The organism is Clostridium sp. UBA871, from assembly GCF_002295255.1.
Lineage (GTDB): Bacteria > Bacillota > Clostridia > Clostridiales > Clostridiaceae > Clostridium_J > Clostridium_J sulfidigenes.
The window spans coordinates 108,788-135,396 of record NZ_DBFV01000007.1 but is presented as its reverse complement, the minus strand read 5'-3'; the positions used below and the strand labels follow the sequence as shown (position 1 = coordinate 135,396).

General features: G+C 31.2%; 23 protein-coding genes. 6 read left to right on the top strand and 17 right to left on the bottom strand.

The window, feature by feature from the left end; translation table 11 throughout:
• Nucleotides 1-233: 233 nt before the first annotated feature.
• From B3086_RS11325 to rsxC, 9 genes are all read right to left on the bottom strand, one after another.
• Nucleotides 234-1,688 (bottom strand): Na+/H+ antiporter NhaC family protein, encoded by a 1,455-nt coding sequence (locus tag B3086_RS11325; protein ID WP_346846540.1) that lies wholly within the window; start codon nucleotides 1,686-1,688, stop codon nucleotides 234-236.
• A gap of 235 nt (nucleotides 1,689-1,923) precedes the next feature.
• Nucleotides 1,924-2,592 carry a deoxyribose-phosphate aldolase gene (gene deoC / locus B3086_RS11320; RefSeq protein WP_346846541.1) on the bottom strand — a complete coding sequence of 223 codons (669 nt, stop codon included), beginning with the start codon at nucleotides 2,590-2,592 and terminating at the stop codon, nucleotides 1,924-1,926.
• Between the two features lie 115 nt (nucleotides 2,593-2,707).
• On the bottom strand, nucleotides 2,708-3,124 hold the full coding sequence (locus B3086_RS11315) for a SoxR reducing system RseC family protein (RefSeq protein WP_346846542.1): 417 nt from the start codon (nucleotides 3,122-3,124) through the stop codon (nucleotides 2,708-2,710).
• Between the two features lie 68 nt (nucleotides 3,125-3,192).
• Nucleotides 3,193-4,080, bottom strand: coding sequence for an RnfABCDGE type electron transport complex subunit B (locus B3086_RS11310; RefSeq protein ID WP_346846543.1), 888 nt, complete (start codon nucleotides 4,078-4,080; stop codon nucleotides 3,193-3,195).
• A 14-nt stretch (nucleotides 4,081-4,094) separates the two neighbouring features.
• A complete protein-coding gene (locus B3086_RS11305) occupies nucleotides 4,095-4,673 on the bottom strand; it encodes an electron transport complex protein RnfA (protein WP_035133663.1) in 579 nt (192 codons plus the stop codon).
• A 15-nt stretch (nucleotides 4,674-4,688) separates the two neighbouring features.
• Nucleotides 4,689-5,306 (bottom strand): electron transport complex subunit RsxE, encoded by a 618-nt coding sequence (gene rsxE, locus B3086_RS11300; RefSeq protein WP_035133661.1) that lies wholly within the window; start codon nucleotides 5,304-5,306, stop codon nucleotides 4,689-4,691.
• A 1-nt stretch (nucleotide 5,307) separates the two neighbouring features.
• Nucleotides 5,308-5,853, bottom strand: coding sequence for an RnfABCDGE type electron transport complex subunit G (locus B3086_RS11295; RefSeq protein ID WP_346846544.1), 546 nt, complete (start codon nucleotides 5,851-5,853; stop codon nucleotides 5,308-5,310).
• Complete coding sequence (locus B3086_RS11290; protein WP_346846545.1) at nucleotides 5,853-6,788, bottom strand: RnfABCDGE type electron transport complex subunit D; 936 nt, start codon at nucleotides 6,786-6,788, stop codon at nucleotides 5,853-5,855. The genes B3086_RS11295 and B3086_RS11290 overlap by 1 nt, the downstream gene beginning before the upstream one ends.
• Nucleotides 6,789-6,799: 11 nt before the next feature.
• The gene (gene rsxC / locus B3086_RS11285) at nucleotides 6,800-8,119 is read right to left on the bottom strand and encodes an electron transport complex subunit RsxC (RefSeq protein WP_346893404.1); all 1,320 of its coding nucleotides are present in this window, start codon (nucleotides 8,117-8,119) and stop codon (nucleotides 6,800-6,802) included.
• A 399-nt stretch (nucleotides 8,120-8,518) separates the two neighbouring features.
• Between rsxC and B3086_RS11280 the strand changes: the two genes are divergently transcribed.
• Nucleotides 8,519-9,607 (top strand): PfkB family carbohydrate kinase, encoded by a 1,089-nt coding sequence (locus B3086_RS11280; RefSeq protein WP_346846900.1) that lies wholly within the window; start codon nucleotides 8,519-8,521, stop codon nucleotides 9,605-9,607.
• Complete coding sequence (locus B3086_RS11275) at nucleotides 9,607-10,524, top strand: pseudouridine-5'-phosphate glycosidase (RefSeq protein ID WP_346846547.1); 918 nt, start codon at nucleotides 9,607-9,609, stop codon at nucleotides 10,522-10,524. The genes B3086_RS11280 and B3086_RS11275 overlap by 1 nt, the downstream gene beginning before the upstream one ends.
• A gap of 252 nt (nucleotides 10,525-10,776) precedes the next feature.
• On the opposite strand, the gene B3086_RS11270 is transcribed toward B3086_RS11275, so the two are convergent.
• The 3 genes from B3086_RS11270 to B3086_RS11260 form a co-directional block, all read right to left on the bottom strand.
• The gene (locus tag B3086_RS11270; protein WP_346846901.1) at nucleotides 10,777-12,528 is read right to left on the bottom strand and encodes an ATP-dependent metallopeptidase FtsH/Yme1/Tma family protein; all 1,752 of its coding nucleotides are present in this window, start codon (nucleotides 12,526-12,528) and stop codon (nucleotides 10,777-10,779) included.
• A 336-nt stretch (nucleotides 12,529-12,864) separates the two neighbouring features.
• Nucleotides 12,865-14,031 (bottom strand): amidohydrolase, encoded by a 1,167-nt coding sequence (locus tag B3086_RS11265; RefSeq protein WP_346846548.1) that lies wholly within the window; start codon nucleotides 14,029-14,031, stop codon nucleotides 12,865-12,867.
• A 38-nt stretch (nucleotides 14,032-14,069) separates the two neighbouring features.
• Nucleotides 14,070-14,684 carry a 3'-5' exonuclease gene (locus B3086_RS11260; protein ID WP_346846549.1) on the bottom strand — a complete coding sequence of 205 codons (615 nt, stop codon included), beginning with the start codon at nucleotides 14,682-14,684 and terminating at the stop codon, nucleotides 14,070-14,072.
• A gap of 435 nt (nucleotides 14,685-15,119) precedes the next feature.
• Between B3086_RS11260 and B3086_RS11255 the strand changes: the two genes are divergently transcribed.
• Nucleotides 15,120-17,012: a glutamine synthetase gene (locus B3086_RS11255; protein ID WP_346846550.1), complete on the top strand. Its 1,893-nt coding sequence runs from the start codon at nucleotides 15,120-15,122 to the stop codon at nucleotides 17,010-17,012.
• Between the two features lie 73 nt (nucleotides 17,013-17,085).
• Here the strand turns inward: B3086_RS11255 and B3086_RS11250 are convergent, their stop codons facing one another.
• Complete coding sequence (locus B3086_RS11250) at nucleotides 17,086-18,438, bottom strand: NCS2 family permease (RefSeq protein WP_346846551.1); 1,353 nt, start codon at nucleotides 18,436-18,438, stop codon at nucleotides 17,086-17,088.
• Between the two features lie 77 nt (nucleotides 18,439-18,515).
• Nucleotides 18,516-19,331, bottom strand: a complete 816-nt coding sequence (locus B3086_RS11245) for a hypothetical protein (RefSeq protein ID WP_346846552.1) — start codon at nucleotides 19,329-19,331, stop codon at nucleotides 18,516-18,518.
• 188 nt (nucleotides 19,332-19,519) lie between these two features.
• Here B3086_RS11245 and B3086_RS11240 point away from each other — a divergent pair, with 188 nt between their 5' ends.
• Nucleotides 19,520-19,957, top strand: a complete 438-nt coding sequence (locus tag B3086_RS11240) for a LysO family transporter (protein ID WP_346846553.1) — start codon at nucleotides 19,520-19,522, stop codon at nucleotides 19,955-19,957.
• 1 nt (nucleotide 19,958) lies between these two features.
• Nucleotides 19,959-20,558, top strand: a complete 600-nt coding sequence (locus B3086_RS11235) for a lysine exporter LysO family protein (protein ID WP_035133637.1) — start codon at nucleotides 19,959-19,961, stop codon at nucleotides 20,556-20,558.
• 144 nt (nucleotides 20,559-20,702) lie between these two features.
• Here the strand turns inward: B3086_RS11235 and B3086_RS11230 are convergent, their stop codons facing one another.
• The 3 genes from B3086_RS11230 to nuoE are packed head-to-tail and all read right to left on the bottom strand — an operon-like array spanning nucleotide 20,703 to nucleotide 24,849.
• Nucleotides 20,703-22,436: an NADH-dependent [FeFe] hydrogenase, group A6 gene (locus tag B3086_RS11230; RefSeq protein WP_346846554.1), complete on the bottom strand. Its 1,734-nt coding sequence runs from the start codon at nucleotides 22,434-22,436 to the stop codon at nucleotides 20,703-20,705.
• Between the two features lie 22 nt (nucleotides 22,437-22,458).
• The gene (locus tag B3086_RS11225) at nucleotides 22,459-24,354 is read right to left on the bottom strand and encodes an NADH-quinone oxidoreductase subunit NuoF (RefSeq protein ID WP_346846555.1); all 1,896 of its coding nucleotides are present in this window, start codon (nucleotides 24,352-24,354) and stop codon (nucleotides 22,459-22,461) included.
• Nucleotides 24,355-24,372: 18 nt separating this feature from the next.
• Nucleotides 24,373-24,849, bottom strand: coding sequence for an NADH-quinone oxidoreductase subunit NuoE (gene nuoE, locus B3086_RS11220; RefSeq protein ID WP_035133630.1), 477 nt, complete (start codon nucleotides 24,847-24,849; stop codon nucleotides 24,373-24,375).
• Nucleotides 24,850-25,260: 411 nt separating this feature from the next.
• Between nuoE and B3086_RS11215 the strand changes: the two genes are divergently transcribed.
• Nucleotides 25,261-26,577: an amidohydrolase family protein gene (locus B3086_RS11215; protein ID WP_346846556.1), complete on the top strand. Its 1,317-nt coding sequence runs from the start codon at nucleotides 25,261-25,263 to the stop codon at nucleotides 26,575-26,577.
• Nucleotides 26,578-26,609 lie beyond the last annotated feature (32 nt).

The window sequence follows — 26,609 nt, the reverse complement described above, 5'->3', positions numbered from 1 at the left end:
GTAAATGTTTACTAAAATTAATTTCAAAAAATTTAGTATATAAATAATATTATAAATAAAATTTACATTTTAGTATTTATAACTTGAAGTATTATAGAATATTTCGATACGCATGTTAAAAAAATAACAAATGGTATGAAAAAACATGCTATTACCATCTTATGATATTAATAGCATGTCTTAAGAATTATTTACTTATATTACAGAATTACTTCCTTATCAGTGTTATATTTTTATTTCTTTTTTAATCTAACAGCAGGTTCTGTTGGTAGACCAAATTTAGGAATAAATCTGTCCCATCCAGTAAGGGTAAGTAGTAGGATTGATCCTACAGCTACAAAAGCCATAAAGTTGTATTTAATTATATCTGTAGCTACAAATTTGTGTAATGGATATACTGAAGAAGCAATTCCTACATAAAAACCAATGTATACGTGCCAAGGAATTAATTGAGATCCAAATACTCCAAGTGCATCACCAAAGGTTGCATTTCTAAGATAGAGTTTGTACATATCCTCTTGATTTCCTTCAACATTTTTATCAACTAATTCTTTAATAATAGGTCCAATAGTTACTATTTGAGCCATTTCATCAGAAAGAGCAGCATTACCACCTATACATAAAACACCATTCCAGAACATTAGTTGTCTTACGTTTCCAGAAATTTTTAAAACAAGAGACGATAATGGGGCAAAAGCATCCATTTTAGACATTACACCACCGAAGGCACCAACCCACATCATCATTACTATAACCCAAGAACCAGCCTCACCAAATCCATCTTGAACTAAAGATAAGAAAGCAGGTAAGCTTTCGACAGTTCCGGCAAATGAACCGAAGATGTATGAAGAACCAATTCCTAAAAATAGGCAAAGAAGAGTAGGAATACCCATAACAGCAGCAACTATAACAAGTATTAGAGGAATTACCATGTATACAGGAACTCCGCTCTTTACTTGATTTAAAAGTTCAACAGCTGCTGGCTTTTCAGCCTCAATAGCAGACCAAGCTTCTGGTGGAATAGCATCAATAGCTAACTTTGCATTAGCTACATCAGTAGGTAATTTCATTGCTAGGCTTACTACAAAAATAAGAATTGCAGTGATTATCATACAGGAGAGAGACCAAACACCTTGAGTTCTAACTCTGTCTATAACCTCTACATCTTGAATACCTGAGCTTACAACTGTTGTATCAGATATAAGACCAATATTATCACCAAAACAAGCACCACCAGCTATAGCAGCTGTAGTAAGAAGGATATCTCCTCCAACTATATGGTTAAGCCATAAGAAGATAGGTGCACATGCTGCGAAAGTTCCCCAAGAAGTTCCGGTAGCAACTGATAGTACGCAAGTAACTATGAATCCGGTTACAGCAACAGTTCTTGCATTCAACCCAAGAGATAGAGCTACATTAACGATAGAAGCACCAACTCCTGTTGACATAAAGGCACTTGCCATTGCATAAGCAAACATTAATATAAAGAATACAAGTATGAGCTCCTTTACATTGTTTACAGCAGCATCAATTAGTTCATTCATTTTAATTTTTTCTGTGATGTAGGCTACAAAGCAAGCAACTATTGTCGCAATTGGAGCTGCCGTAAGTACGTTGACCTTCATCATCATTAAACCTGCCAATACAAAAATTGGTAAAAATTTGAATAGTCCTGTTAAAAATTTCATTTTTATATCCCCCTATAAAAATATTTGATAGAATTGATTAAATTTTCTATCATGTCTTAATTTTAAACATTTTGTGACTAATTTCAATATATACGACAAAGCTTTAACAAAATTAATGTTCTTAACAAGAACTTAACAAAAAAGTCGAAAAATAAATAGATAAACTTCTAGAATTTACAGAAGTTTACCTATTTATAAAATGTATTTTAACTAATTTGTAAAATGAAAATAAATTCTAATAGTCAGAATCTGAATTACATAAATTATTTACGATTGCTATAGATGCACTGGCACCAAGTCTATTTGCACCAGCATTTATAACCTTCATTGCATCTTCAGTAGTACGGACACCACCAGAGGCTTTTACTCCCATATTAGGTCCAACAACCTTTCTCATTAGAGCAATATCTTCAGGAGTTGCTCCACCTGTACTAAATCCAGTTGAAGTTTTTACAAAGTCTGCACCTGCTTCTTGTGATAATTCACAAGCCTTGATTTTTTCTTCTTCAGTTAATAGACAAGTTTCTAAAATAACTTTAACTATAGCCTTTCCTTTAGCGGTATCAACAATTTCTTTTATATCATTTCTCACAAAATCGTAATCCTTATCCTTTAAAGCTCCTACGTTGATAACCATGTCTATTTCATTTGCTCCAAGTTCGATAGCTCTAGCTGTTTCGAAAGCCTTAGATTTAGTATCCATAGCTCCTAGAGGGAAACCTACCACTGTGCACACGAGTACTCCAGAGTCCTTTAGTTCCTTTGCTACTAACTCAGTATAACAAGAGTTTACACATACTGACTTGAATTTATATTCCTTTGCTTCTTTGCAAATTTTTATAACCTGATCCTTGGTTGTTTCAGCTTTTAAAATAGTATGATCAATCATTGATGCTATGTTCATCTTTATACCTCCTAATGGTTATAATTGATTTTGTATGATCTATATGTGAATATTATTAACTTTATATAGTAAAATATATCTTTATTAATATAACTTTCATCACATTTTAAAAAGTTTAATTTAACTTTTTACTCATCTTAAAAGAATACTTATCTTGTTTTTTATTTAGTTTAGAACTAAGTACATAAGAAATTACCATGGCTACTAAAGCCAGTAGCACTGAATATACTTCAGAGTTAGCTAAATTAAGCTTATTAAATACGTATAGACATATTATAAGAGTAATTACTGTAATAATGGTAGGGAAGGCATAGGCCCAAAATGTCATGTTGCTAAAAACCTTATTATCCATTGATACTAAAACTCTTTCACCAACAGTAGCGTGTTCTGTATTTTTTAATTCTACCAATATAGTATCTTTAGGACATCCAGATTTACAAGAGGAACATCCACCACCACAACCACCTTTTTTTACAAAAGCAACAGTAGCTATATCTCCATTAATTTTCTTTATAATACCTTCTTCTTGCACGAAATCACCTCCAAATAAATATAGAAGGCTAAAAAGCCTTCTATATTATAACATAAAATTAAATTTATTTATACTGTAGCATTGTTATTTTCAGAAGAAGTAGCTTCACTAGCTGGCTTAGCAGGAGATGGTACTGCTTCTTTTTTTAATACAGGTTTTCTAAGGTTTAATATGGAGTTCTTTGGACATTTATTTGCACATATTCCACAACTAACACATTTTGTGTAATCAAATACTGGAATATTATTTACTATCTCGATTGCATCTTTAGGGCAGTTTTTCATACAGATACCACAACCGATACATCCTACATCACAAACATCCATAACTTCTTTACCTTTATTTTTGTTATTACAGTCTATTCTAACCTTAGATTTTTTAGGTACAAGATGAATTAATGTTTTTGGACAAGCTGATATACAAGCACCACAAGCTACACATTTTTCTTCATCTATAGAAGCTACACCATTAACTATGGATAGTGCACCGAATTCACAAGCCTTTACACAAGAACCAAGACCTAAGCATCCAAATTCACAAGCTTTAGAACCACCACCAGGGGCTACGGAAGCTTGGTTACAGTCTAGAATTCCTACATAATTATATTTTTCTCTTGCAACATCAGAAGTTCCTTTGCATCTTACAAAAGCTACCATTGGTTCAGCTGTTGATGCTTCAACTCCAAGAATTGAAGATATCTTTTCAACTGCCTCAGCACCTCCAGGGCTACATTTGTTAGTTGTAGCTGTACCCATAACTACAGCTTCTGCATAAGCATCACATCCAGCAAATCCACATCCACCACAGTTTGCACCAGGTAAACATTCTCTTACTAGAGGGATTCTTTCATCAACTTCTACTTTAAATTTACTGTTTGCATATCCTAATAGCGCTCCAAATACTAAGCCAAGGCCACCTAGGCTGACTACTGGATATACTAAATTTGATAAATCCATTTAAATTCCCTCCTTTAAACTAAACCACTGAATCCATAGAAAGCAATAGCCATTAATCCAGCAGTTATTAGAGAAATTGGTAACCCTCTAAAAGCAGCAGGCATATCAGTATTATCTTCCATTCTCTCTCTTAAACCTGCAAGTATTACTATAGCAAGTACATATCCAAGAGCTGCCCCAATAGTATTAGATAATGATTGAGCTAATCCATACTGTTTATCTATGTTTGTAACAGCAACACCAAGTACTGCACAGTTAGTTGTGATAAGAGGTAAGAAGATACCTAGAGATCTATAAAGACCAGGTTGGATTTTCTTAATAACAATCTCAACGAATTGTACTAATGCTGCAATAACAAGGATAAAAGCTAATGTTGATAGATATTCCATTTTAAATGGAACTAAAATTAACTTATTTACCACGAAGGTAATAAGAGTAGCTAGTAACATTACAAAGGTAACAGCTGCACCCATACCTTTAGCAGTTTCTGTCTTTTGAGAAACTCCAAGGAAGGAACATATACCTAGAAACTGCCCTAATATTACGTTGTTAACTAATAGGGCTCCTATAAATATAGTAAATAATTCTTTCATTAAATTTCACCTTCCTTATTTTGTAGTTTCAGATTTTTTAGCTTTTGAAATCTTATATTGATTCAAGCATGCTAAAAGTATACCAAGAGTTATGAAAGCTCCAGGAGCAGATGTCATAACCATAGCTGGAACATAAGATTTTGGTAGGAATTGCATTCCGTAGAATGTTCCATTACCAAGAACTTCTCTAAAGGTTGCTAATACAACTATAGCAAGTCCAAACCCAAGTCCCATTCCAATAGCATCAAAAATTGAAGGGATTACTTTATTTTTTGATGCATATGCTTCAGCTCTACCTAAGATAACACAGTTAACTACTATAAGAGGTAAGAATATTCCAAGAGATTTATATAAGTCAGGAATATAAGCTTGTAATAAGAACTGTATTAAAGTAACGAAGGTAGCGATAACTACGATATAAGCTGGTATTCTGATTTTATCAGGAACGAGTTTTCTAATCAAAGAGATAACAGCATTTGAGCCTATTAATACTACTGTTGCAGCAAGAGCCATACCTGCCGCATTCTTTACACTACTTGTAACAGCAAGAGTAGGACACATAGCTAGTACTTGTATGAAAACTGGATTTTCGGTAATAATACCTGTTTTTAATCTATTAACTAATTCTTTCATTCTACTTTGCTCCTTTCAAGTTAGTATTGTAGTAATTTATAGCAGTGTTTACACCAGTAGTTACTGCTTTAGAAGTAATTGTTGCACCAGTAATTGCTTGAATATCGGAACCGACAGTAAGTTCCTTTTCAGAAGAAAGACCTTTATATTGTGCTGCGAAAGAAGGATCATCCTTTGCTTTAGAACCAAGTCCAGGAGTTTCAGTATGACTTAAAATTGTAATACCAGAAACAGCTCCTTCAGCATCGATACCAACCATTAATTCAATTTTTCCACCATAGCCTGATGAGTTAACTTGAAATACATAACCAGCATCAGTTCCACTAGTCTTAGCTTGAAATATACCTGTTACGTTTTCATCGGCAATACCATCTGTTAATTCTGAAAATTCTTCTGCTTCTAAGACAACTTTCATAGCAGCAGCTTGGTCCTCTTTAGCTTTAGCTTCAATTGGTGCTCTAGTAATATCATAAGCAAAGGCAAGGATTAGACCAGCAATTGCAGTAATTGCAAGAAGAATTCCTCCTAATTTTAAATTTTCTTTCATTATTTTGCACCTCCGAACACACGTGGATTCGTCCATTTATCAATCATTGGAACTAATAAGTTCATTATTAAGATTGAGTAAGAAACACCTTCTGCATAACCACCGTATAAACGAATTAATGATGTTAATAAACCACAACCAACACCAAATATGATTTGACCTTTTCTAGTCATAGGAGATGTAGTATAATCAGTAGCCATGAATATAGCACCAAGCATTAATCCACCTATAAATATTTCATATATTCCATTTCCCTGCATAAATCCATCTCTACCTAATACTGTAGTGATTACAAAAACTGTACCAATATACGTAGCAGGAATGTGCCATGTTATAACTTTTCTATATAATAGATAAGCTCCACCGATAAGTAGGGCAAAAGCAGAAACTTCTCCGATACATCCAGCTAAGTTAGTACCAAGGAATGCATCTAGAGTATCAGGAAGTAATCCACCACCATTACGAAGTATAGCAAGTGGAGTAGCTTTAGTTACACCATCTATAGTCCATTCAGTCATTTGACTTGGATATGCAGCAAGTAAGAATGCTCTTCCAGCAAGGGCTGGGTTCATAATATTTTGACCAAGACCGCCAAAAAAACATTTAACAACAATGATAGCAAATGCACTACCAACAGCAACCATCCAAAGAGGAAGTGTAGGAGGCAAGTTAAAAGCAAGTAGTAATCCAGTAATAACTGCACTTAAATCTTTTAATGAATTTGGTCTTTTAGTTATTTTATTAAATAAGTATTCGCTTAGCATTGCAGAAACAATAGCTGTTATCATAACTAAGGCTGCTTCTTTCCCAAAGAAATAAATACCTGCTACAGTAGCTGGTACTAAAGCGATTAGCACATCTCTCATTACAGTTGATACTGTTTCCTTAGATTTGATATGTGGCGATACTGATACGTTATATAAATTTCCAGACATTATGTTCACCTCTACTTTTTCTTTTTATTAGCTATAACTCTTTTTTTACCCTCTTTGCAAGTTTGAGTTAAATTTCTCTTAGCAGGGCAAGAATAGCTACAAGCACCACATTCAATGCAGTTAAGTCCACCAAACTTTTCAAAGTTTTCATAATCGCCTCTTACAACTTGGGCATTAAGTTTATTTGGAAGCAAGAACATTGGACATGCGTTAACACATTTACCACATCTGATACAGTTTGATTCAAGAGTAGGCACAGCCTCTGATTTTGTTAAGCAAAGTATACCAGAAGTACCTTTTATTGCAGGAATGTCTAAAGTAAATAGTGCAGTTCCCATCATTGGACCACCGCTAAGAACTTTAACAGGCTCTTCGTTAAATCCATCACAATAATCAACAAGTTCTCTCAAGCTTGTACCAAATTTAACTCTTAGGTTTTTTGGAGTTTTTATTGCACCTCCAGTAACAGTAACTATTCTTTCAGTAAGTGGTTTGCCAAGAATAACTGCTTCTCTTATAGCAAAAATAGTAGCTACGTTTTGAACTATGCAACCAGCATCTGCAGGTAGTTTTCCTGTTGGAACTTCTCTTTTAGTAACAGAATAGATTAACTGTTTTTCTGCACCTTGTGGATACTTAGTTTTAAGTTCTGCTATTTCAACATTTTTAATAGGTTCTACAACTGCTTTCATTATTGTTATAGCATCACTTTTGTTGTTCTCAATACCTAAGAAGATTTTTACTTCAGGAAACATTTGAGAAAGGATTTCTAAACCTTCAGCTATCTCATTAGAATATTGTAGCATTAACTGATGGTCACAAGTTAAGTAAGGTTCGCATTCAGCTGCATTGATAACAATAGTATCAATATTGCATTCTTTTGGTGGATTTAGCTTTACATGAGTTGGAAAGCATGCACCTCCAAGACCTACAATACCAGCTTCTTGAATTATATCTAATAGCTCATTTTTAGATAAATTCTTATAATTTTCGTGTGGTGTATAGGCTATTTCTTCATAGGTATTATCGTTTTCAATAATAACGCTCATAGCCTTTGAACCATTTGATGTAAGCATAGGTGTTACATTTTTAACTATTCCAGATACACTAGAATAGATATTAGATGAAACAAAAGATGTGCTTGCACCAATTTTTTGTCCAACTACAACTTTATCTCCCTTTTTTACAATAGGTTCACATGGAGCCCCTATATGTTGGCTCATAGGGAACACTAAATCACCCTTTGGAAGATAGGTTTCAATTTCTTTTTTTTCTGAAAAATGTTTTCCGTGAGGCGGATGAATGCCTCGTTTAAAAGTTAATAGTCCCATAATATTCCTCCATTCCTATAGTATAAATTATAAAGACATTGTATTAATGACTCCTATAGTACAAACTTTATTATAACTCGAAAATCTTTATGGTGCAATATATTGAATTGTTTATATGATTTAAGAATAATTAAAACTATAGGGGATAAATTAAAAATTAAATAGAAAATAATGCATACATTGTCTAATATTAAGGTATTACTTACATAAATTTAGATAATATAATTCCATACTCGTAATAAATTACAAATTTTAAGGAATATTATAGTGAGAAAAAATAAATATAAATTTATTGCATTAAAATTTTTGGATAAAATATTATTGCATTAATTTTTATAGTATGCTAAAATCAAGTAAGCAAATCTTTATAAAATAAGCAAATATTAAGAGGAGAAAATGATGACAAATAGAGAAGAAGAAATATTAAATCTTATAAAGGATAACCCCTTAATATCTCAAAATGAAATAGCAGATATTCTTAAGATTACTAGGTCATCTGTAGGAGTACATATAGGAAACCTTATAAAAAAAGGATATATCTCAGGTAGAGGATATGTAATGAGTAAAGAAAATTTTGTGTCTATAATAGGAGGAACTAATATAGACATAGTAGGATTTTCTAATGATGAGTTAAGACTTAATGATTCTAACCCTGGAAATATAAAATTTTCTTTAGGTGGGGTTGGTAGGAATATAGGTGAAAATTTGTGTAGATTAGAAGTTTCTACAAAACTAATTTCTGTTATTGGTAATGATATTTATGGTCGTAAGATTATAGATGAAGGCAGAGAAATTGGTTTAGATTTAGAACATAGCCTTAAATTAGATGGAGAATTTACATCAGTATATATGTCTGTTCTTGATTATTCTGGAGATATGAAGGTAGCAATTTCATCCATGGATATCTATGATAAGATGACCATAGAATTTATTAAAACTAAAAAATCAGTAATTGAAAGTTCTAGAATATGTATTATAGACACTAATATTCCTAAGGAAGTAATAGAGTATGTAGTTAATAACTTTAAAAATACAAAATTTTTCTTAGATACAGTATCATCATCTAAGGCAGTTAAGGTAAGGGACATCATTCATAAGTTTCATACAATAAAACCTAATAAAATTGAAGCTGAGATTTTATCAGGAATGAAAATTAGTACTATGGATGAGGTAGAAAAAGTTAGTGATTACTTTTTAAACTTAGGTGTAAAAAATGTATTTATAAGTCTAGGTGAAGAAGGAGTATATTATAATGATGGGATAAGTAAAGGATTATTTACTCCACCCAAAGTTAAAGTTGTCAATGCTAATGGTGCAGGAGATGCTTTTGTTGCTGGATTAGTATACTCAAGTATGAATAATTTTGATTTAATACATACTTTGAAGGTTGCTTCAGCTTGTTCTTCACTGGCAATTACTCATAAAGATACTATTAATCCAAATATGTCTTTGGAAAATATAAATAAAAAATTGGAGGAGATTAAATAATGTTAGAAAAATATTTAGATATAAACCCAGAGGTAAAAGCAGCATTAATGGAAGGAAAGGCAGTAGTTGCTTTAGAATCAACTATAATTTCTCATGGAATGCCTTACCCTAAAAATGTAGAAACTGCATTAAAAGTGGAAAGCGTAATTAGAGAAAATGGAGCAATCCCAGCAACTATAGCTATTCTTGAAGGAAAATTAAAAGTTGGATTAACAACTGAAGAAGTTGAATTTTTAGGAAAAACTTCTGGAGTAATAAAAACTAGCAGAAGGGATATACCTTTTATAGTTGCTAATAAACTAAATGGAGCTACTACAGTTGCATCTACAATGATTATTGCAGCACTTGCTGGAATTAAGGTATTTGCTACAGGTGGAATTGGAGGAGTTCATAGAGGTGCTGCACAGACTATGGATATATCAGCTGACCTTGAAGAATTAGCTATGACTGACGTAGCTGTAGTATGTGCTGGATGTAAATCTATTCTTGATATAGGGTTAACTCGTGAATACCTAGAAACTAAGGGAGTACCTGTAGTAGGATTCCAAACAGAAGAATTACCGGCATTCTACACAAGAAAATCTGGCTTTAAAGTAGACTATAAAGTGGATAGTGAAGAAATCCTTGCAAAAGCATTAAAGGCTAAATGGGATTTAGGTTTAGAGGGTGGTATGGTTGTTGCAAACCCAATACCAGAAGAATTTGAAATGGATTATGATACAATTAATAATGCTATAGAAACAGCTGTTAAGGAAGCGGAAGAGAAAGGAATAGTAGGAAAAGAGAGTACACCATTCTTACTTTCTAAGGTTAAGGAGATTACAGGTGGATCAAGTTTAGAATCTAACATTCAATTAGTATTTAATAATGCTAAGGTTGGAGCAAAACTTGCAGTAGAACTATCTAAGCTACAATAGCATTTTAAACAATATATAAATTTTAAACAATATATAACTAGATAAGCTTTAATTTCAGGTAAAACTTATCTAGTATATAACATGTAATATTACCTATATAAAATATAAAAAGGTATGAAACCTAAAAATTTAAAATGGTTTCATGCCTTTTTATATATATAAGTACAAGTATTCTAATGCTACACCAATAATTAGCATTAAAATAAAAACCTAAGGAATTACCCCTAGGTTTCAAATAATATTGTACATAGATTAGCTTGTTTTACCATATATTAGATTAAGAATGTCATCAGTATATAGAGTTTCTTTTAAAAGTAATTCTTCAGATAGCTTAACTAATAAATCTAAATTATTATTTAAGGTGTTTTTAACTTCTTCATACAATTCATCCAGTACAGATTTACACTCTTCCAATACTACTGTAGTATAATAATCAGTAGGTATTCCTTGCATTTCTGAAAGTCTTAAAAGACCTAGAGATTTTCCCATACCATATTCACATACCATATTATTAACTATATTGGTAGTTTTCTTTAAATCATTGAAGGCTCCAGTAGTTATTTTTTCTTCGCCAAAGATAATTTCTTCGGCAGCTCTTCCACCCAATAAAACCATAATTTTTCTTTTTAAATAATCTAGATTATGGTAGGTGTTATCTTCACCTATAGTTAAAGTGTATCCACCTGCACCCTTAGAGGTAGGGATTATAGTTATTTTAGAGATTTTTTCTTCTGGAACTTTTAAGTGGGAAATCAATGCATGTCCAACTTCATGATAAGCAGTAATTTTCATATCTTCTTCTTTAAGGGCTTCTTTATCTAATTTTTCATGACCAGCTACTACTATTGAAAAGGCTTTATCCATATGTTCACCAGTGATATATGGAGCATCTTCTTTGCATGCAATTATAGCAGCTTCATTCACTAAATTTTCTAATTTAGCACCAGAAAAATAGGCTGTATTATGTGCGATATCTCTTATGTTCATATCACTTACTGGTTTATTTTTAAAGTGAAGATTTAATATTTTTTCTCTTGCATTAATATCTGGAAGAGATACCTCTATATGCCTATCAAATCTACCAGGTCTTAAAAGAGCTTCATCTAATATATCAAGTCTATTAGTAGCTGCTATAACTACAATACCTTCACTTTCTTTAAATCCCGACATCTCAGTTAGAAGAGCATTTAAGGTTTGATCCTTTTCATCAGAATTACCAGATTTATTAGAACTACGTTGCTTACCTATAGCATCGATTTCATCAATAAAAATAACAGCTTTACCATGAGTCTTAGCTTTCTTGAATAAATTTCTAATTCTACTTGCACCTACTCCAACATACATCTGAACAAAGTCTGAACCAGATACAGCATAGAAAGGAACCTTAGCTTCACCAGCTATAGCTTTTGCTAATAGAGTCTTACCAGTTCCAGGATCTCCATAAAGAATTACACCTTTAGGCATTCTTGCGCCGTAAGAAGCATATTTTTCTGGATTTTTAAGAAAATCTACTATATCCTTTAAACTTTCTTTAGCCTCATCATTACCGGCTACAGAATTAAAGTTAAATTTATCCTTAGAAACACTTTGTCCATCAATTGCAGTAATAGAAGTCATTGTTCCACCAGAACTATTCCTTTTTATAGTCATAAATATAGTAGTTACAGCAGAAAGACTGAGGAATATAACTGCTATACGTTGATTTGTTGGTAAAGTGGAAGAACTTTCAACTGTAATACCTTCTTTTAAAAGAGTTTCTTTAAGAGTATTACTATTAGGATTATCTGTAGAATATTTTTTTCCAAACTTATCTATAACAGTAATTTTAGGTGTTTGAGACATGGATACCTTAGATATATTATTACTTTCTAAGTCCAGTAAAAAATCTGAATATGTTTTATAGGGGATTGTAGCTGCACCTATATTTAATAAAATTAAAGCTACAATTGATAATACTAAAATACTTAAAGGAATAATAATTAAATTCTTTTTAATGTTATCTATCAATAATCTTACCTCCTTAAAATTTGTATATATCTTTTTATAAAATAGAATTTAATATATACAATATAAAATGATTAAAGAATAAGGTTTTATCTATAAAAAGATTGTTTAATGCTGTAATTAGTATTATACAAAATTTAAAACTAAAGTCCACAAATTAACCTAAGATTTGTAAATGTAAGTTATGGTAGAATTGTAAAGATAAGTGGAATAATATGTAATAATAAGATATACCTAGTTACATATCAATGTAACTAGGTATATTCTAAATAAGGAATCCCCCTAATAATATTCTGTTATATTTTATTTATATACTTAAATTAATGATTAATTAAATTAAAGTTGATTTTTAACTACTTTACCATCAATCATTACAAGTTTAACAGTATTTCTAAGATCAAAAGGATGTCCATTATATATTATAATATCTGCATCTTTGCCTACTTCAATACTACCAACTCTATGATCAGCATTTATTGCACGAGCTGGATTTATGGTAATAGATCTTAAAGCCTCTTCTTCATCCATTCCTTCTCTAGCAGCAAGGGCAGCACATAGAGATATATATTGAAGTGGAATTACAGGGTGATCTGTCATAATGGAAACTTTTATTCCAGCTTTGTTTAAAATCATAGGAGTTTTAAATGTTAAATTTTTCAGTTCCACTTTACTTCTATCAGATAAGCTTGGACCTATAATTATAGATTTTATATGTTCATCTTTAAGGCTTTCGGTTATTAAATGTCCTTCAGTACAATGTTCCAAAGAAAGGTCTAAATCAAATTCTTTAGCTATTCTAATAGCAGTAAGAATATCATCAGCTCTATGAGCATGAGATTTCAATGGAATTTCCTTTCTAATGACCTTTGCTAAGGCTTCTAACTTCATGTCAAAGTCTGGAGCTTTAGCATTACCATTTTTGAAGGCTTCTTGTTTTTCTACATAATTTTTAGCTTTTATTAAATTTTCACGAAGGATAGCTGCAGTAGCCATTCTAGTACTTGGAGTAACTTTTTTACCACTATAAACTCGCTTAGGATTTTCTCCAAAGGCAGATTTCATAGCGGTACATTCATTAATAACCATATCATCTATAGTTTTCCCATAAGTTTTCATAGTTGCGAAGGTTCCACCTATTACATTAGCACTTCCAGGACCAGTTGCTACAGTTGTAATACCAGCCTCTAATGCTTCTTGAAAACATTTGTCCACAGGATTTATTGCATCTATAGCTCTAAGATGAGGCGTAACTGGATCAGTAGTTTCATTTCCATCACTACCTTCAAATCCTAATCCATCTTCCCACATTCCAATATGACAATGAGCATCAATAATACCTGGCATTAAAAAGCCATTTTTTCCATCGATAATTTCTATGTTTTCGGGAATTGCTATGTTTGAACCAAGGTTGCATATTTTGCCATTATCAATTAGTATAACACCATTTTTGATAATTTCATCTTCTGCCATAGTGTGGATAGTAACATTTTTAATAGCTATCATTTAAATCACTCCTAAAATAAAAGTTTTACTTCACAGTATTACTTAAATTGTAACATATTAGTAAAAAATTTTGGAGGAATTAATCCAGTTTTTATTCCTTGAATTACTAACATATAAGTACAAGTTGTATCAAATCTTGCATCATGATAGCCAGATGTCTTACCAAATAGAGAAGTACATTTATTTTGAAGAAAATCTTCCTTAAGGTTTAAAAAGTTTATCACTTCTCCAAGAGAAGGATTTTTTAATAAGCCTCTAGAATTAGTAGCTTTACATATTTCTTTATAATATGACATAGTACAAAATGAACCTTTAGGATTAAAAGGAATATCTAAAAATTCTAGTTCGCTTTTTAAAAATTTAATATCAAATTGAACATTGTGTCCAATAATTATATCACTATTGATAAAATCATCTATAAATTCCTCATAAGTATCTTCGAAATATTTTCCATTACTCAGTTCGTAGAGCTTTTCTAAAGAAAAGCCATGTATAGCTTCAGCACTTTCATTCATTTCTTCTACAGTGAAGAAATAATTTTTACCTACTGTTGTTTGAGGTTTTGTGCTAGTATCAACAGTAATATATGATAATTGACATATATTACCGGGTTTTATACTAGTAGTTTCAGTATCGAAAAATAATAATTTCATAAATGTATTCTCCTTAATTTCTAATATAAACTATATATTTACTAAATTTAGTCAACTTTAGCCAATAAATTAATAGTATAATTCTATTAAAGTTATGTCAATATACTGAATAATTTTAGAGTTCTATAATTTGTATAAATTGTATAATTAATAGAAAGAATAATTTGAATGAAAAGAAATATTATAAACATTAAAATATTTAGGTAAATTTTATATTGGGTTAATTATATATTTTACGTAAAGTGAAAAGGTTTAACTTACAATGTAAAGGATTATATATTAACAAAAAGTAAAAAATTAATATATTTTTAATAAAAGGTCGAAAAAAAACTATATATATTAACTTATTGTTAACAAAATTAATTATATTCAATGTTTTTATATTATGCTATAATGCAAATATTGAACACAATTATAAAAGGGGGCTTATATTATATGAGTTTATTATTTGTAATACCTACTAATAAACAAAATAAAGAGGAGTTACTAAAAATACTTCAGCAGCATAAGGAAATAAGATTTGTTTCTCTAGTTGGTATTGACTTTTTAGGTAATGATACAGACGAAAAAATTCCTGTTAAAAATTTCATAGAAGATATTGAGACATTTTTACATGGTACAGCTGTCCAGACTGATGGATCATCTGTAATATTACCGGGAATAGCTACCCTTAATAATGCAAAGGTAGATATGAAGGTTGATTTAACTTGTAATTGGTATGTAGATTATAATTATGATTATATAGATGAAGAAACAAATAAACCAGTAGGAACTATTAGAATGCCATGTCACTTATACCATGAAGATGTTGCCGTAGATTCTAGGTACATACTAAAAAATTCTGTAGATCACTTTAGAGCTTCTATGATGAAGTTATTTGAAGAAAATCCACAATTTTTAACTAACTTTGACATAAACTATGATGAAATAGAGGACGTAAGTATTACAGCAGCTACAGAATTAGAGTTTTGGGTAAATACTCCAAATGAATTAGCTGAAATAGAAGAATTATCCACTTCCCAAGTATTAAAGGAGCAGTACTGGAAGAGAACTAAGGGTCCTGTAAGAACAGCACTGGAAAAATCTTTAGATTTATTAGCTAAATATGGACTAGAACCAGAAATGGGTCATAAAGAAGTAGGGGGAGTTAAAGCTAAACTATCTGAGTCTGGAGTTCTAACTCACATAATGGAACAATTAGAAGTGGATTGGAAGTTTTCTACAGCCCTTCAAACTTGTGATAATGAACTTTTGGTAAGAGGTCTAATAAAAGAAACTTTTAGAAAAAATGGTCTTGAAGTTACATTCCAAGCTAAACCAATTGAAGAGGTAGCAGGAAATGGAGAACATTTACATGTAGGCGTTACTTTAAAGCTTAAAAATGGTAAGAAGATGAATTTATTCCACAGTTATGCTGAAAAAGACTTTTTAAGTGAAGTAGGATATGGAGCAATAATGGGAGTATTAAAGAATTATGAAGTAATAAACCCCTTTGTTTCTTCAAATTATGATGCATTACAAAGATTAAAACCAGGCTTTGAAGCACCAGTATGTATAGTAACTTCCTTAGGATTTACTAAAGATGTGCCTTCAAGAAATAGAACTATTCTTGTTGGACTAGTGAGAGATGCAATTAATCCAATGGCTACTAGGTTTGAGTTGAGATCACCAAATCCTAATACAAATATTTATTTAGTATTATCTTCAGTTATAATATCTATGGTAGATGGAATAAGCTATGTAGTTACAAATAATAAAAGTAGAGAAGAACTTTTAGCAGAACTTTCTAAAAAACCAGGTGAAAAAACTTCTTACCTAGAGGAAGGCAGATGTTATAGAAGTGAAGAAGATGTATTTGAATTCTATACAGAGGAAGAAAGAGAAGAGTATTTTGGTAAGGCTCCAAGTACTGTATATGAAAATTTATTAGCTTTTGATGATGAATCGAGAGTACATGTTTTAACTAAAGATGGAGTAATAACTAATAAAGTAATTAAAGGATATAAGGAAGCTGTACTTGAAAGATGGACTACTGAGTTAGAGCATAGAATTCTTCCAAACTATTCTAATGAAATTAGAAACATTAGAAGATCTAATGGCGATGATTTTATGGAGTATGATCTTGAAAAATGGAGTGAAATAAATAAGCTAAGAGAAAAACTTATGAAAGATAATTATGTAAGTAGAAGCTTATTTACTCAAATGAGAGAAGCAATTAATGATAAAAATTATAAGGAATTATCTGAGTTACAATTAATTGTAGATGAAGATATGAGAATCCTAAGAAGATTATATATGAATTATAGAAGAAATCTTATGGATATATAGATATAAACAAAAGGTAATCACTGAAAAATTTTCGGTGATTACCTTTTTAAATTAATGATAACTAAAACATAAATTACATAAATATAAGTTTTAGTATAAATATGATGGATAGAATATACATTACTATTGAGATTGGTTTTTTAGTTTCTTTCTTACCAAATATGTTATTTAATAAGTTTATTAATGTATATGAAAGAATTCCAAGGGTAAGACCATCACCGATACTATAACATAATGGCATTGCGGCTATAGTAATGAATGCAGGGAAGCCTTGAGTAAAATCGGTAAAGTCTATTTTCATAACACTTTCTAGCATCATAAAACCAATCCAAATTAAGCAAGGAGCTGTAGCACAACCTGGTATAGCTATAAATATTGGAGATAGAAACATTGCCAATAAGAATAAAATACCTGTAGTAACAGCTGTTAACCCAGTTCTTCCACCTTCACTAACTCCAGCTGCGCTTTCTACATAAGTAGTAACGGTTGAAACTCCAACTAAAGAACCAAAGGTGGTTCCTATAGCATCTACAAGTAGAGCTTTCTTTGCCATCGGCACATTACCATCTTTATCTAGCATATTGGCCTTAGAACATACTCCAACTAATGTACCAACAGTATCAAAGAAGTCTACGAATAAGAAAGTAAGACAAATTGTTATAAAATTAAGAATAGCTGAGCTATTAGTGAATACAGAGAAGTCAAGCTTGAAGGCAATTGATTTAATAGATTCATATTTGAATAATCCATTTGGAAGATATATGCCAGCGGCGGTAGCTCCTTCAGGATTTATAACTGCATATATCCAACCAATTATAGAACAAATCAGAATGGACCAAAGCATAGCTCCTTTGATATTTTTAGAGTTCAAAATAGCTATAATAAGAATGCCAATAACTGCGATTATAGCACCAGGAGCTACCATAGAACCTAGAGATACAAGGGTAGCTTCATTAGACACTACAATACCTGCACCTGTTAAACCTATAAAAGCAATAAAAAGTCCAATACCAGCAGTAACAGCGTACTTCATTGTAAGTGGGATACAATTAACTACAGCTTCACGCACTCTAGTTACAGAAAGAATAATGAAAATTATACCTTCTACAAAAACAGCAGTAAGTGCCACTTGCCATGGAACACCCATGGCACCGCATACTGTAAATGCGAAGAAGGCGTTAAGTCCCATACCAGATGCCAGTGCAAAAGGTGCATTAGCATATAGTCCCATGAGTATAGTAGTAAGTCCCGCAGCTAGACATGTAGCAGTTACAAGTGCTCCAGCAGTACCATCACCCATAGCTGTACTAAGGAAATTAGGATTTACAGCAATAATGTAAGCCATTGTTAGAAAAGTGGTAATTCCAGCAACAATTTCACGCTTTACGTTAGTTCCGTTTTCAGTAAGTTTAAAATACTTGTCCATATAAATCCCCCTAATATTAATAGATATAATTATTAATATTAGCATAATCTATAAATATTACTAAAACAAGATATTTATTACATATAAATTATAAAAGGTACAATTTCCAACACTTTCTTATCAGAAGGAAATTCATTATTATAGTCTAAATGAGAAACAAAGTCTTTATAGTTGCTATGAGATGTAATAAAATCCCATAATAATTTAGATACTAAAGGGTTACTATCAATAATATTATGATTTGACTGGGGATAGTCATAACTTGCTATTTCACCAACAATTGTACAAGGTCTACCAATATAACACTCTATGTCCATAGATGCATGTTTACTACAAACAGAAGTAATGACTAAAGAATCAGAATCAAAAGGAAGGGAGACAGGATATTTTAATACTTTATCTTCTGTTAAAGATTTTATATTTCTTTTTATCCAATTAATCATAGAGGTATTATCTATATCAGAAGTTATTTGTTGAAACTCAAGTAATTCTAATGTATTTCTTAAAAGTTCTAAAGTACTATCTGATTTTTCTATAGTACACTGTAATTCTACAATATCTCCAGGAGAAATTGTATTCAGGTCACTATATATTTTTAAAGATTTGATTGCATTGTTTCGATTTAATAAAGTTTCTAGATTTATAAATATATTAATAGATGAATTCTCTATTTCATCTATTGATTTTCTTTGAGTACTTTTAGATAAAGTTACTGTAGCTGAACCTTGAATAATTTTTCCACAAGTTAGTTCGGACAATGGTAGAGTAGCTTGAATTGTAGTTTCTTCTCTTTTTCCACTTATTTCAATGTTTTCATATCGATTTATAGCAATTTTATACATATCTCTAATAGTATCACCGTTAATATAGTAGGGCATAAAGATGTTCTTCATATTATAACTCCTTATTTATCAATTTTTAATATATTCCTATATATATTCAAGATTAAATATATTTATCATTATTATTACAAATAATTTCATGTATAAAGGTATAAAGTTAAATATAATAAAAATAATCTAAATATAATGTAACTGTTTCCAAATCTATGATATAATAACGTGGTAGAGGAGGGGGACATATGGAAATTTTAATTGCATTAATACTCGGTGCCATTGTAGGGTACTTTCTAAAATTAGGTGAGAAGGGGAAAATTATAAATGGTAAATTACAACAACTTGGTGTAATATTCTTATTATTTTCTATGGGAGCTTCTATAGGAGCTGATAAGGGCATAATAAAAAATCTTCCGACCATAGGGTTAAAGTCTTTTTTATTTGCAGTAGCTACAATAGGTGTAAGTATAGTACTTGTGTACATTTTATCAGAAAAGTTTATGCCTAAAGAAAATCAATTACCCAAGGAAGAATCAATCTTAAATGCGGAAATAATAGAAAATGAAAAAGTGGTTACTGAATTTCATAGTGAAATTTTAAATGCAGAGATTGTAGAAGATGAAAATGTTGTAATTGAAGAGTGTAGTGAGCTTTTAAATGAGGCATGTGGGGAGGACAAGTAATATGACGTACATAATAATAGTATCTATATTAGTTGGAATGGGTTGTGGTTATTTTGTGTTTCCACCAGAAATAATGAGTAGTATTGATAATCTTGCATCCATTTCATTATTTGTTTTAATCTTTTTAGTTGGTATAGATGTAGGTGGCAACAAGACCATATTTAAAGATCTAAAAAAGGCAGGATTTAAGGTTTTGTTAGTACCATTTGGAGGAATTGTAGGTAGTTTACTAGGAGGACTTTTAGTAGGATTCCTATTTAATATGGCTCTTAATGAGAGCTTAGCTATAGGTTCAGGATTTGGATGGTATAGCTTATCAGGAGTAATGCTTAAAGAAATGGGTGGAGATACTTTAGGAGCTATAGCATTTTTAACAAATGTATTCCGTGAGATGATAACAGTTATTTTAATTCCAATATTAGCTAAAAAGCTGAATGGCTACACAGCCATAGCACCTGCAGGAGCTACTTCTATGGATACAACATTACCACTTATAGCTAAAGCAACAAATCCAGAGATAGCTGTAATAGCATTTATAAATGGAGTTATATTAAGTTCTTTAGTTCCAGTATTTGTAACATTCTTTTATAACTTAGGATAATATTACTTTATATGTTTTTAATTTTTATAATTGTAAATAAGGAACTATATAAAAATGATGGTATAAATANNTATTTATACCATCATTTTTATGTTTATATTTATATTAGTTAGGGACTAATAACTAATAACTAAATTAAGGTGTTTATCTATTTATATAGTGAGTATGAAGTAAATGGTGAGATTTTTCTCCATTAGGTTTTCCAAGGAATTCATCATAAAGCTTTATTATCTCAGGGTTTTCATGAGATTTTCTTATAACCTTATTAGCATCCTCACTATAAAGAGCATTCATTCTTTTTTCTATTAATGAATATTGCTCATTAGAATATGGTTGACCACCACCGTTTATACATCCTCCTGGACATGCCATAACTTCAATGAAGTGATATTTTTTAGATGTATCTTCTATATTATCTAACAAATTCTTTGCATTTGCAAGTCCATTTACAATAGCTATATTAATTTTGTTACCATCAATAATTAATGAAGCTTCTTTGATTCCTTCAAGGCCTCTAACAGATTTAAAATCAAGTTCTTCTAAAGTGCTATTTGTAATCCATTCATAAGCAGTACGTAAAGCAGCCTCCATAACGCCACCACTAGTTCCGAAAATAACTCCAGCACCAGTAGATTCACCCATAATAGTATCAAAATCAGAGGAAGGTAGAGAAGCAAATTCTAATCCAGAGCGTTTAATCATTTTAGCTAATTCTCTTGTAGTTATAACTACATCGATATCTGGATTATTATTTTCATTGACAAATTCTTCTCTATTAGCTTCGGATTTTTTGGCAACACATGGCATTACAGATACAACATAAAGTTTTTCCGATGGTATACCCAGTTTTTCAGCAAGGTATGTTCTTGCAATAGCGCCCCACATTTGTTGAGGAGATTTGCATGTTGATGGAAGATTTAATAGGTTTCCATAATGTTTTTCTATGAAATTAATCCATCCAGGACAACAACTAGTAATCATAGGAAGATTTTCACCACTCTTATACCTTCCTAGAAATTCTGTAGCTTCTTCCATAATAGTTAAATCTGCAGCAAAATCAGTATCATAAACCTTATCAAAACCAAGTTCTCTTAGTGCTTCAACCATCTTGCCAGTAACAGCACCTTCTTTAATACCAAATTCTTCTCCAAGTGCTGCACGAACAGCCGGAGCAGTTTGAACTACTACCAATTTATCTTTATTTCCTATAGCGTTTAATACATCTATAGTATTATCTTTTTCCATTAATGCCCCAGTAGGACAAACATTTATACATTGACCACATAAAGTACAAGCGCTATTATTTAGCTCTTCAAAGAATGCAGTGCTTATAGTGGTATTAAAACCTCTATTTATTGGTCCAATTGCACCAACCTTTTGAACTTGGCTACAAACAGCTTCGCATCTTCTACATAAAATACATTTAGAAGTATCTCTTACTATAGATGGATTTTTAAGTTCTTTTACAGCTACAGATTTTGAACCAGTATATTTTAAATTAGTTACTCCATAAGTACTAGCAAGCTCTTGGAGTTCACAATTTAAATTTTTTTGACAGGTTAAGCAATCCATAGAATGGTCTGATAATAAAAGTTCAATTATAGTTTTTCTTGCTGCTATTACTCTTGGAGTACTAGTATTAACAACCATACCTGGAGCAACAGCTGTACAACAAGATGGTGCTAAATTTTTTCTTCCTTCCACTTCAACTACACAAACTCTACAAGAACCAGGTTTATTAGTTGTCTTTTTATCATGAAGATTTAGGTAGCAAAGGGTAGGAATTTTTATATTAAGCTTACGTGCAGCATCAAGAATTGTGGTTCCTTGCTCCACTGATATTTCTTTATTATTTATTTTAAGTGTAACTAAACTCAATACTTTCACCTCTTTTAAATTATTAAACTAGATCTATTGCATCAACTGGACAGCTAGATTTACATGCACCACATTTAATACATTTGCTATGGTCAATTACATGCTTAGTTTTAACTTTCCCTTCGATACAGCCAACTGGACATTGTCTTGCACATTTAGTACAGCCAATACATCTATCAGTAATAACAAATTTCATAAGGTCCTTACAAACTCCTGCTGGACAAATCTTATCTACAACGTGACTTCTATATTCATCATAGAAATATTTCATTGTACTAAGAATAGGGTTAGGAGAAGTTTGTCCTAAAGCACAAAGTGAAGTATCTTTTATAGTGTTACTAAGCTCTTGAAGCTTATCCAGATCACTTAAATCACCTTCGCCCTTTGATATTCTTTCAAGAATTTCAAGTAATCGAGTGTTACCAATCCTACAAGGTGTACATTTACCACAAGACTCCTCTTTTGTAAATTCTAAATAGAATTTAGCTATATCAACCATACAGTTATCTTCATCCATTACTATCATTCCACCAGATCCCATCATAGAACCGATAGCACTTAAAGAATCAAAGTCAATAGGAGTATCTAAAAATTCTTTAGGAATACATCCACCAGAAGGTCCTCCTGTTTGAACAGCTTTGAATTCTTTATCAAATTTAATTCCTCCACCTACTTCAAAAAGAATTTCTCTTAAAGTTGTTCCCATAGGCACTTCTACAAGACCAACGTTATTAATTTTACCAGCAAGAGCAAAAACCTTAGTACCAGCGGAAGATTTAGTGCCGATTGAACTAAACCAATCTGCACCATTATTAATAATAGCTGGAATATTCGCTAAAGTTTCAACGTTATTAACGCAAGTTGGCTTGTTCCAAAGTCCAGATTCAGCAGGGAATGGTGGTTTATTTGTTGGTTCTCCACGGTTACCTTCTATTGAATGAATAAGAGCAGTTTCTTCACCACATACAAAGGCACCAGCTCCGTATTTAATTTCAATATCAAAATCAAAGCCTGAATTTAGTATATTTTCACCAAGGAGTCCATATTCTCTAGCTTGATTTATAGCAATTCTAAGTCTTTGAATTGCTAGTGGATACTCAGCTCTAATATATATATTACCTTTAGTAGCACCTATAGCATAACCAGCTATAGCCATAGCTTCAAGAACACTATTTGGATCTCCTTCTAAAATCGAACGATCCATGAATGCACCTGGATCACCTTCATCGGCATTACAAATAATATATTTTTGATCAGCATCATAGCCTTTTGCAAATTGCCACTTCTTTCCGGTAGGAAAGCCGCCGCCGCCTCTTCCTCTTAGTCCAGATTTCAATATAACATTTATTACGTCATCAGGAGTGCATTCTGTTAGACATTTTCCAAGAGCTAGATATCCCTTTTCGGCAATATATTCATCAATATTTTCAGGGTTTATTAATCCACAATTTCTTAGAGCTATTCTAACTTGCTTCTTATAGAAAGTCATTTCATCTTGAGTCTTAACTTTTTCTTTTATAGTTGGCTCTTCGTAAAGTAATCTTTGTACAACATTTCCATTAACAATATGTTCATTTATGATTTCTTCAGCATCCTCAGGAGTTACGTGAACATAAAACACATCATCTGGAGTAACTTTTACTATAGGACCTTTTTCACAGAAACCAAAACAACCAGTTATGGAAACGTATACTTCATCTTCCAAATCTAACTTACTAATTTCTTTTTCAAGGTTATCTTTAATTAAATCACTTTGTGCAGACTTACACCCAGTTCCTCCGCAAATAAGTATTTCTTTTTTATAGTTATTTTTTTCACAAACAAAGCCATCGATACCAGTTGCTTTTCTAATATCAAGGGATGATTTGTATTCCTGATAAATTTTGTTTAATTCTTCAAAGGAATTTATTTTATTCAACTTTGTTACCTCCTAATTCTACTCATATTCAGCTAATATACTTTTTACTTGGTCTGGAGTACAGTGACCGTAAACCTTATCATTTACAGTTAAAACAGGAGCTAGACCACAAGCACCAACACATCTTAAAGAACCTAGTGTAAATTTCATGTCTTCTGTAGTTTGTCCAGATTTAATACCTAGTTCTTTTTCAAATTCTTTAAGAACATCTCCAGCACCACGAACAAAACATGCAGTACCCATGCACACATTTATTACATTCTTACCACGAGGTTCAGTAGTGAAAAATGAGTAAAATGTTACAACACCATAAACTTTAGATATAGGTAAATTTAGTTTATCAGCGACGAAAGTTTGAACTTCCTTAGGTAGATATCCAAAGATATGCTGAGCTTTATGCAAAACCTCTATTAAAGCTCCATCTTTGACAGGTAAGGAATTAATAAAGTCTTCTAATTCCTTAAACATTTGATTTTTTTCTAAGTTACAACACACTTAAAAAATACCCCCTTACTAAATAAGTTTAACATTGAAAATATACAAAATATTTTCAATAATTCATCAAATCACTAACAGTATAATACTTTTTTAAAGATTTGTATAGTGGGATTTTAAAAAAATGTAATCTATTACAATAAATATTTATCCGATGACTACCAGCTCTAATACTCCATCTTCTTCGAGGCGGTAGCAAAGAGCTGCTACGTCCCTGGATAACGAGTTCTAAGCTTCCGTGGGAGGAATACTTCCTCTGAAGCTTAGAACTCTGTTTATCAAGAGCCATATTAGAGAATTTAATTTAATATTTCATATCAATAATTTCTATTAGTACAATAATATTTTATGGTAAATAAAAGAAAATAATGGTAAAATATTATTATAAAGCAAATATGTGGGGTTGATATTGTGAATTGTTATGATTTAGCCATAGTCAATGGGAATATATATGTGGAAGGGGAATTTATTAGAGGAAATTTGTACATTGATAATGGAATTATTAAAAACCTGTCAAAGGATATTTTCTTATCAAAAGATATTTATGATGCAAAAGGAAATTATGTATTACCAGGATTTATAGATCCTCATGTACATTTTCAGCTTAGGGTGGGTAATGAGGTTTCTGCTGATGATTTTTACAATGGTTCTATAGTAGCTGCATATGGTGGAATTACTACATTTATAGATTTTTTAGATCCAGTAAAAAATATTGAAGAGTTAGAAAAAGCTTTTGTAGACAGAAAAAGAAAAGCAAAGGTTTCTGTTGTAGATTATGGATTTCATAGTACTATTGCAAATTTTCAAGATAATGAAGAACTATTTATTGAGGAGATTAAAAAGAGAGGAATTTGTAGCATAAAATTCTTTACTACTTATAGTTCCAGTAATAGAAAAACTGGATTAAGAACTATCAGTAATTTACTGAAAATTTCGAAAAGAATGAAGGTTATACTTATGTCTCATAGTGAAAATGAAGAGCTAATCAGAGAGGGAAAGTTTCCAGTAAGATCCCATGAAGAAAATAGACCCACATTATGTGAGACTACAGAAGTTTTAACTTTAGCTGAAATGACTAAGAATATGGATGGGTATATGTATATTGTGCACCTTAGTTCAGGAGAATCTTTAAGACGAATTACGGACTTATATAAAAGTTTAATAAATAAAAATTTATTTATAGAAAGCTGCCCTCAATATTTTTATTTATCTAAAGATAATTATTTATTAAAGGATGGTTTTCTATATACCTTAACACCACCTCTTAGGTCTTTAGAAGAAATTGATGAATTAAGAAAAAATATAGATCATGTTAGTGTAATAGGTACTGATCATTGTCCATTTAAATCTAATGAAAAAGCAAGAGCAACTTTAGATTTAATTCCTATGGGAATAGGTGGAATAGAATATTCTTTTAATTTATTGTATACAATGTTTGGTGATAAAATAATTGATAAATTTACAAAGAATCCAGCAAAGATTCATGGTTTATATCCTAAAAAAGGAACGTTACTCCCAGGATCAGATGCTGATGTTGTAATATTTGACCCTTTAGATAGACATAAAATAAAATACTCTCATTCCAATTGTGACTACAATTTATATGAAGGACTAGACGTAAAAGGTAAAGTAATTACGACTATTTCAAGGGGAAGATTTATTATAAAGGATGGAAAATTGGTAGGTAATGAAAAAGGAAATTACGTAGGTAGAGAGTTAAAGTTATAGAAAACACTAAAAAGCTTGTATAGTTATATATT

Excerpts from the sequence above, each read along its gene's own strand:
- B3086_RS11305 (WP_035133663.1), bottom strand. The coding sequence starts at position 4,673 with ATGAAAGAATTATTTACTATATTTATAGGAGCCCTATTAGTTAACAAC.
- B3086_RS11245 (WP_346846552.1), bottom strand. The coding sequence starts at position 19,331 with ATGAAGAACATCTTTATGCCCTACTATATTAACGGTGATACTATTAGA.
- B3086_RS11290 (WP_346846545.1), bottom strand. The coding sequence starts at position 6,788 with ATGTCTGGAAATTTATATAACGTATCAGTATCGCCACATATCAAATCT.
- B3086_RS11255 (WP_346846550.1), top strand. The coding sequence starts at position 15,120 with ATGAGTTTATTATTTGTAATACCTACTAATAAACAAAATAAAGAGGAG.
- B3086_RS11310 (WP_346846543.1), bottom strand. The coding sequence starts at position 4,080 with ATGGATTTATCAAATTTAGTATATCCAGTAGTCAGCCTAGGTGGCCTT.
- B3086_RS11295 (WP_346846544.1), bottom strand. The coding sequence starts at position 5,853 with ATGAAAGAAAATTTAAAATTAGGAGGAATTCTTCTTGCAATTACTGCA.
- B3086_RS11325 (WP_346846540.1), bottom strand. The coding sequence starts at position 1,688 with ATGAAATTTTTAACAGGACTATTCAAATTTTTACCAATTTTTGTATTG.
- B3086_RS11235 (WP_035133637.1), top strand. The coding sequence starts at position 19,959 with ATGACGTACATAATAATAGTATCTATATTAGTTGGAATGGGTTGTGGT.
- B3086_RS11265 (WP_346846548.1), bottom strand. The coding sequence starts at position 14,031 with ATGATAGCTATTAAAAATGTTACTATCCACACTATGGCAGAAGATGAA.
- deoC (WP_346846541.1), bottom strand. The coding sequence starts at position 2,592 with ATGAACATAGCATCAATGATTGATCATACTATTTTAAAAGCTGAAACA.
- rsxC (WP_346893404.1), bottom strand. The coding sequence starts at position 8,119 with ATGGGACTATTAACTTTTAAACGAGGCATTCATCCGCCTCACGGAAAA.
- B3086_RS11240 (WP_346846553.1), top strand. The coding sequence starts at position 19,520 with ATGGAAATTTTAATTGCATTAATACTCGGTGCCATTGTAGGGTACTTT.
- B3086_RS11280 (WP_346846900.1), top strand. The coding sequence starts at position 8,519 with ATGACAAATAGAGAAGAAGAAATATTAAATCTTATAAAGGATAACCCC.
- B3086_RS11250 (WP_346846551.1), bottom strand. The coding sequence starts at position 18,438 with ATGGACAAGTATTTTAAACTTACTGAAAACGGAACTAACGTAAAGCGT.
- B3086_RS11275 (WP_346846547.1), top strand. The coding sequence starts at position 9,607 with ATGTTAGAAAAATATTTAGATATAAACCCAGAGGTAAAAGCAGCATTA.
- B3086_RS11260 (WP_346846549.1), bottom strand. The coding sequence starts at position 14,684 with ATGAAATTATTATTTTTCGATACTGAAACTACTAGTATAAAACCCGGT.
- rsxE (WP_035133661.1), bottom strand. The coding sequence starts at position 5,306 with ATGAAAGAATTAGTTAATAGATTAAAAACAGGTATTATTACCGAAAAT.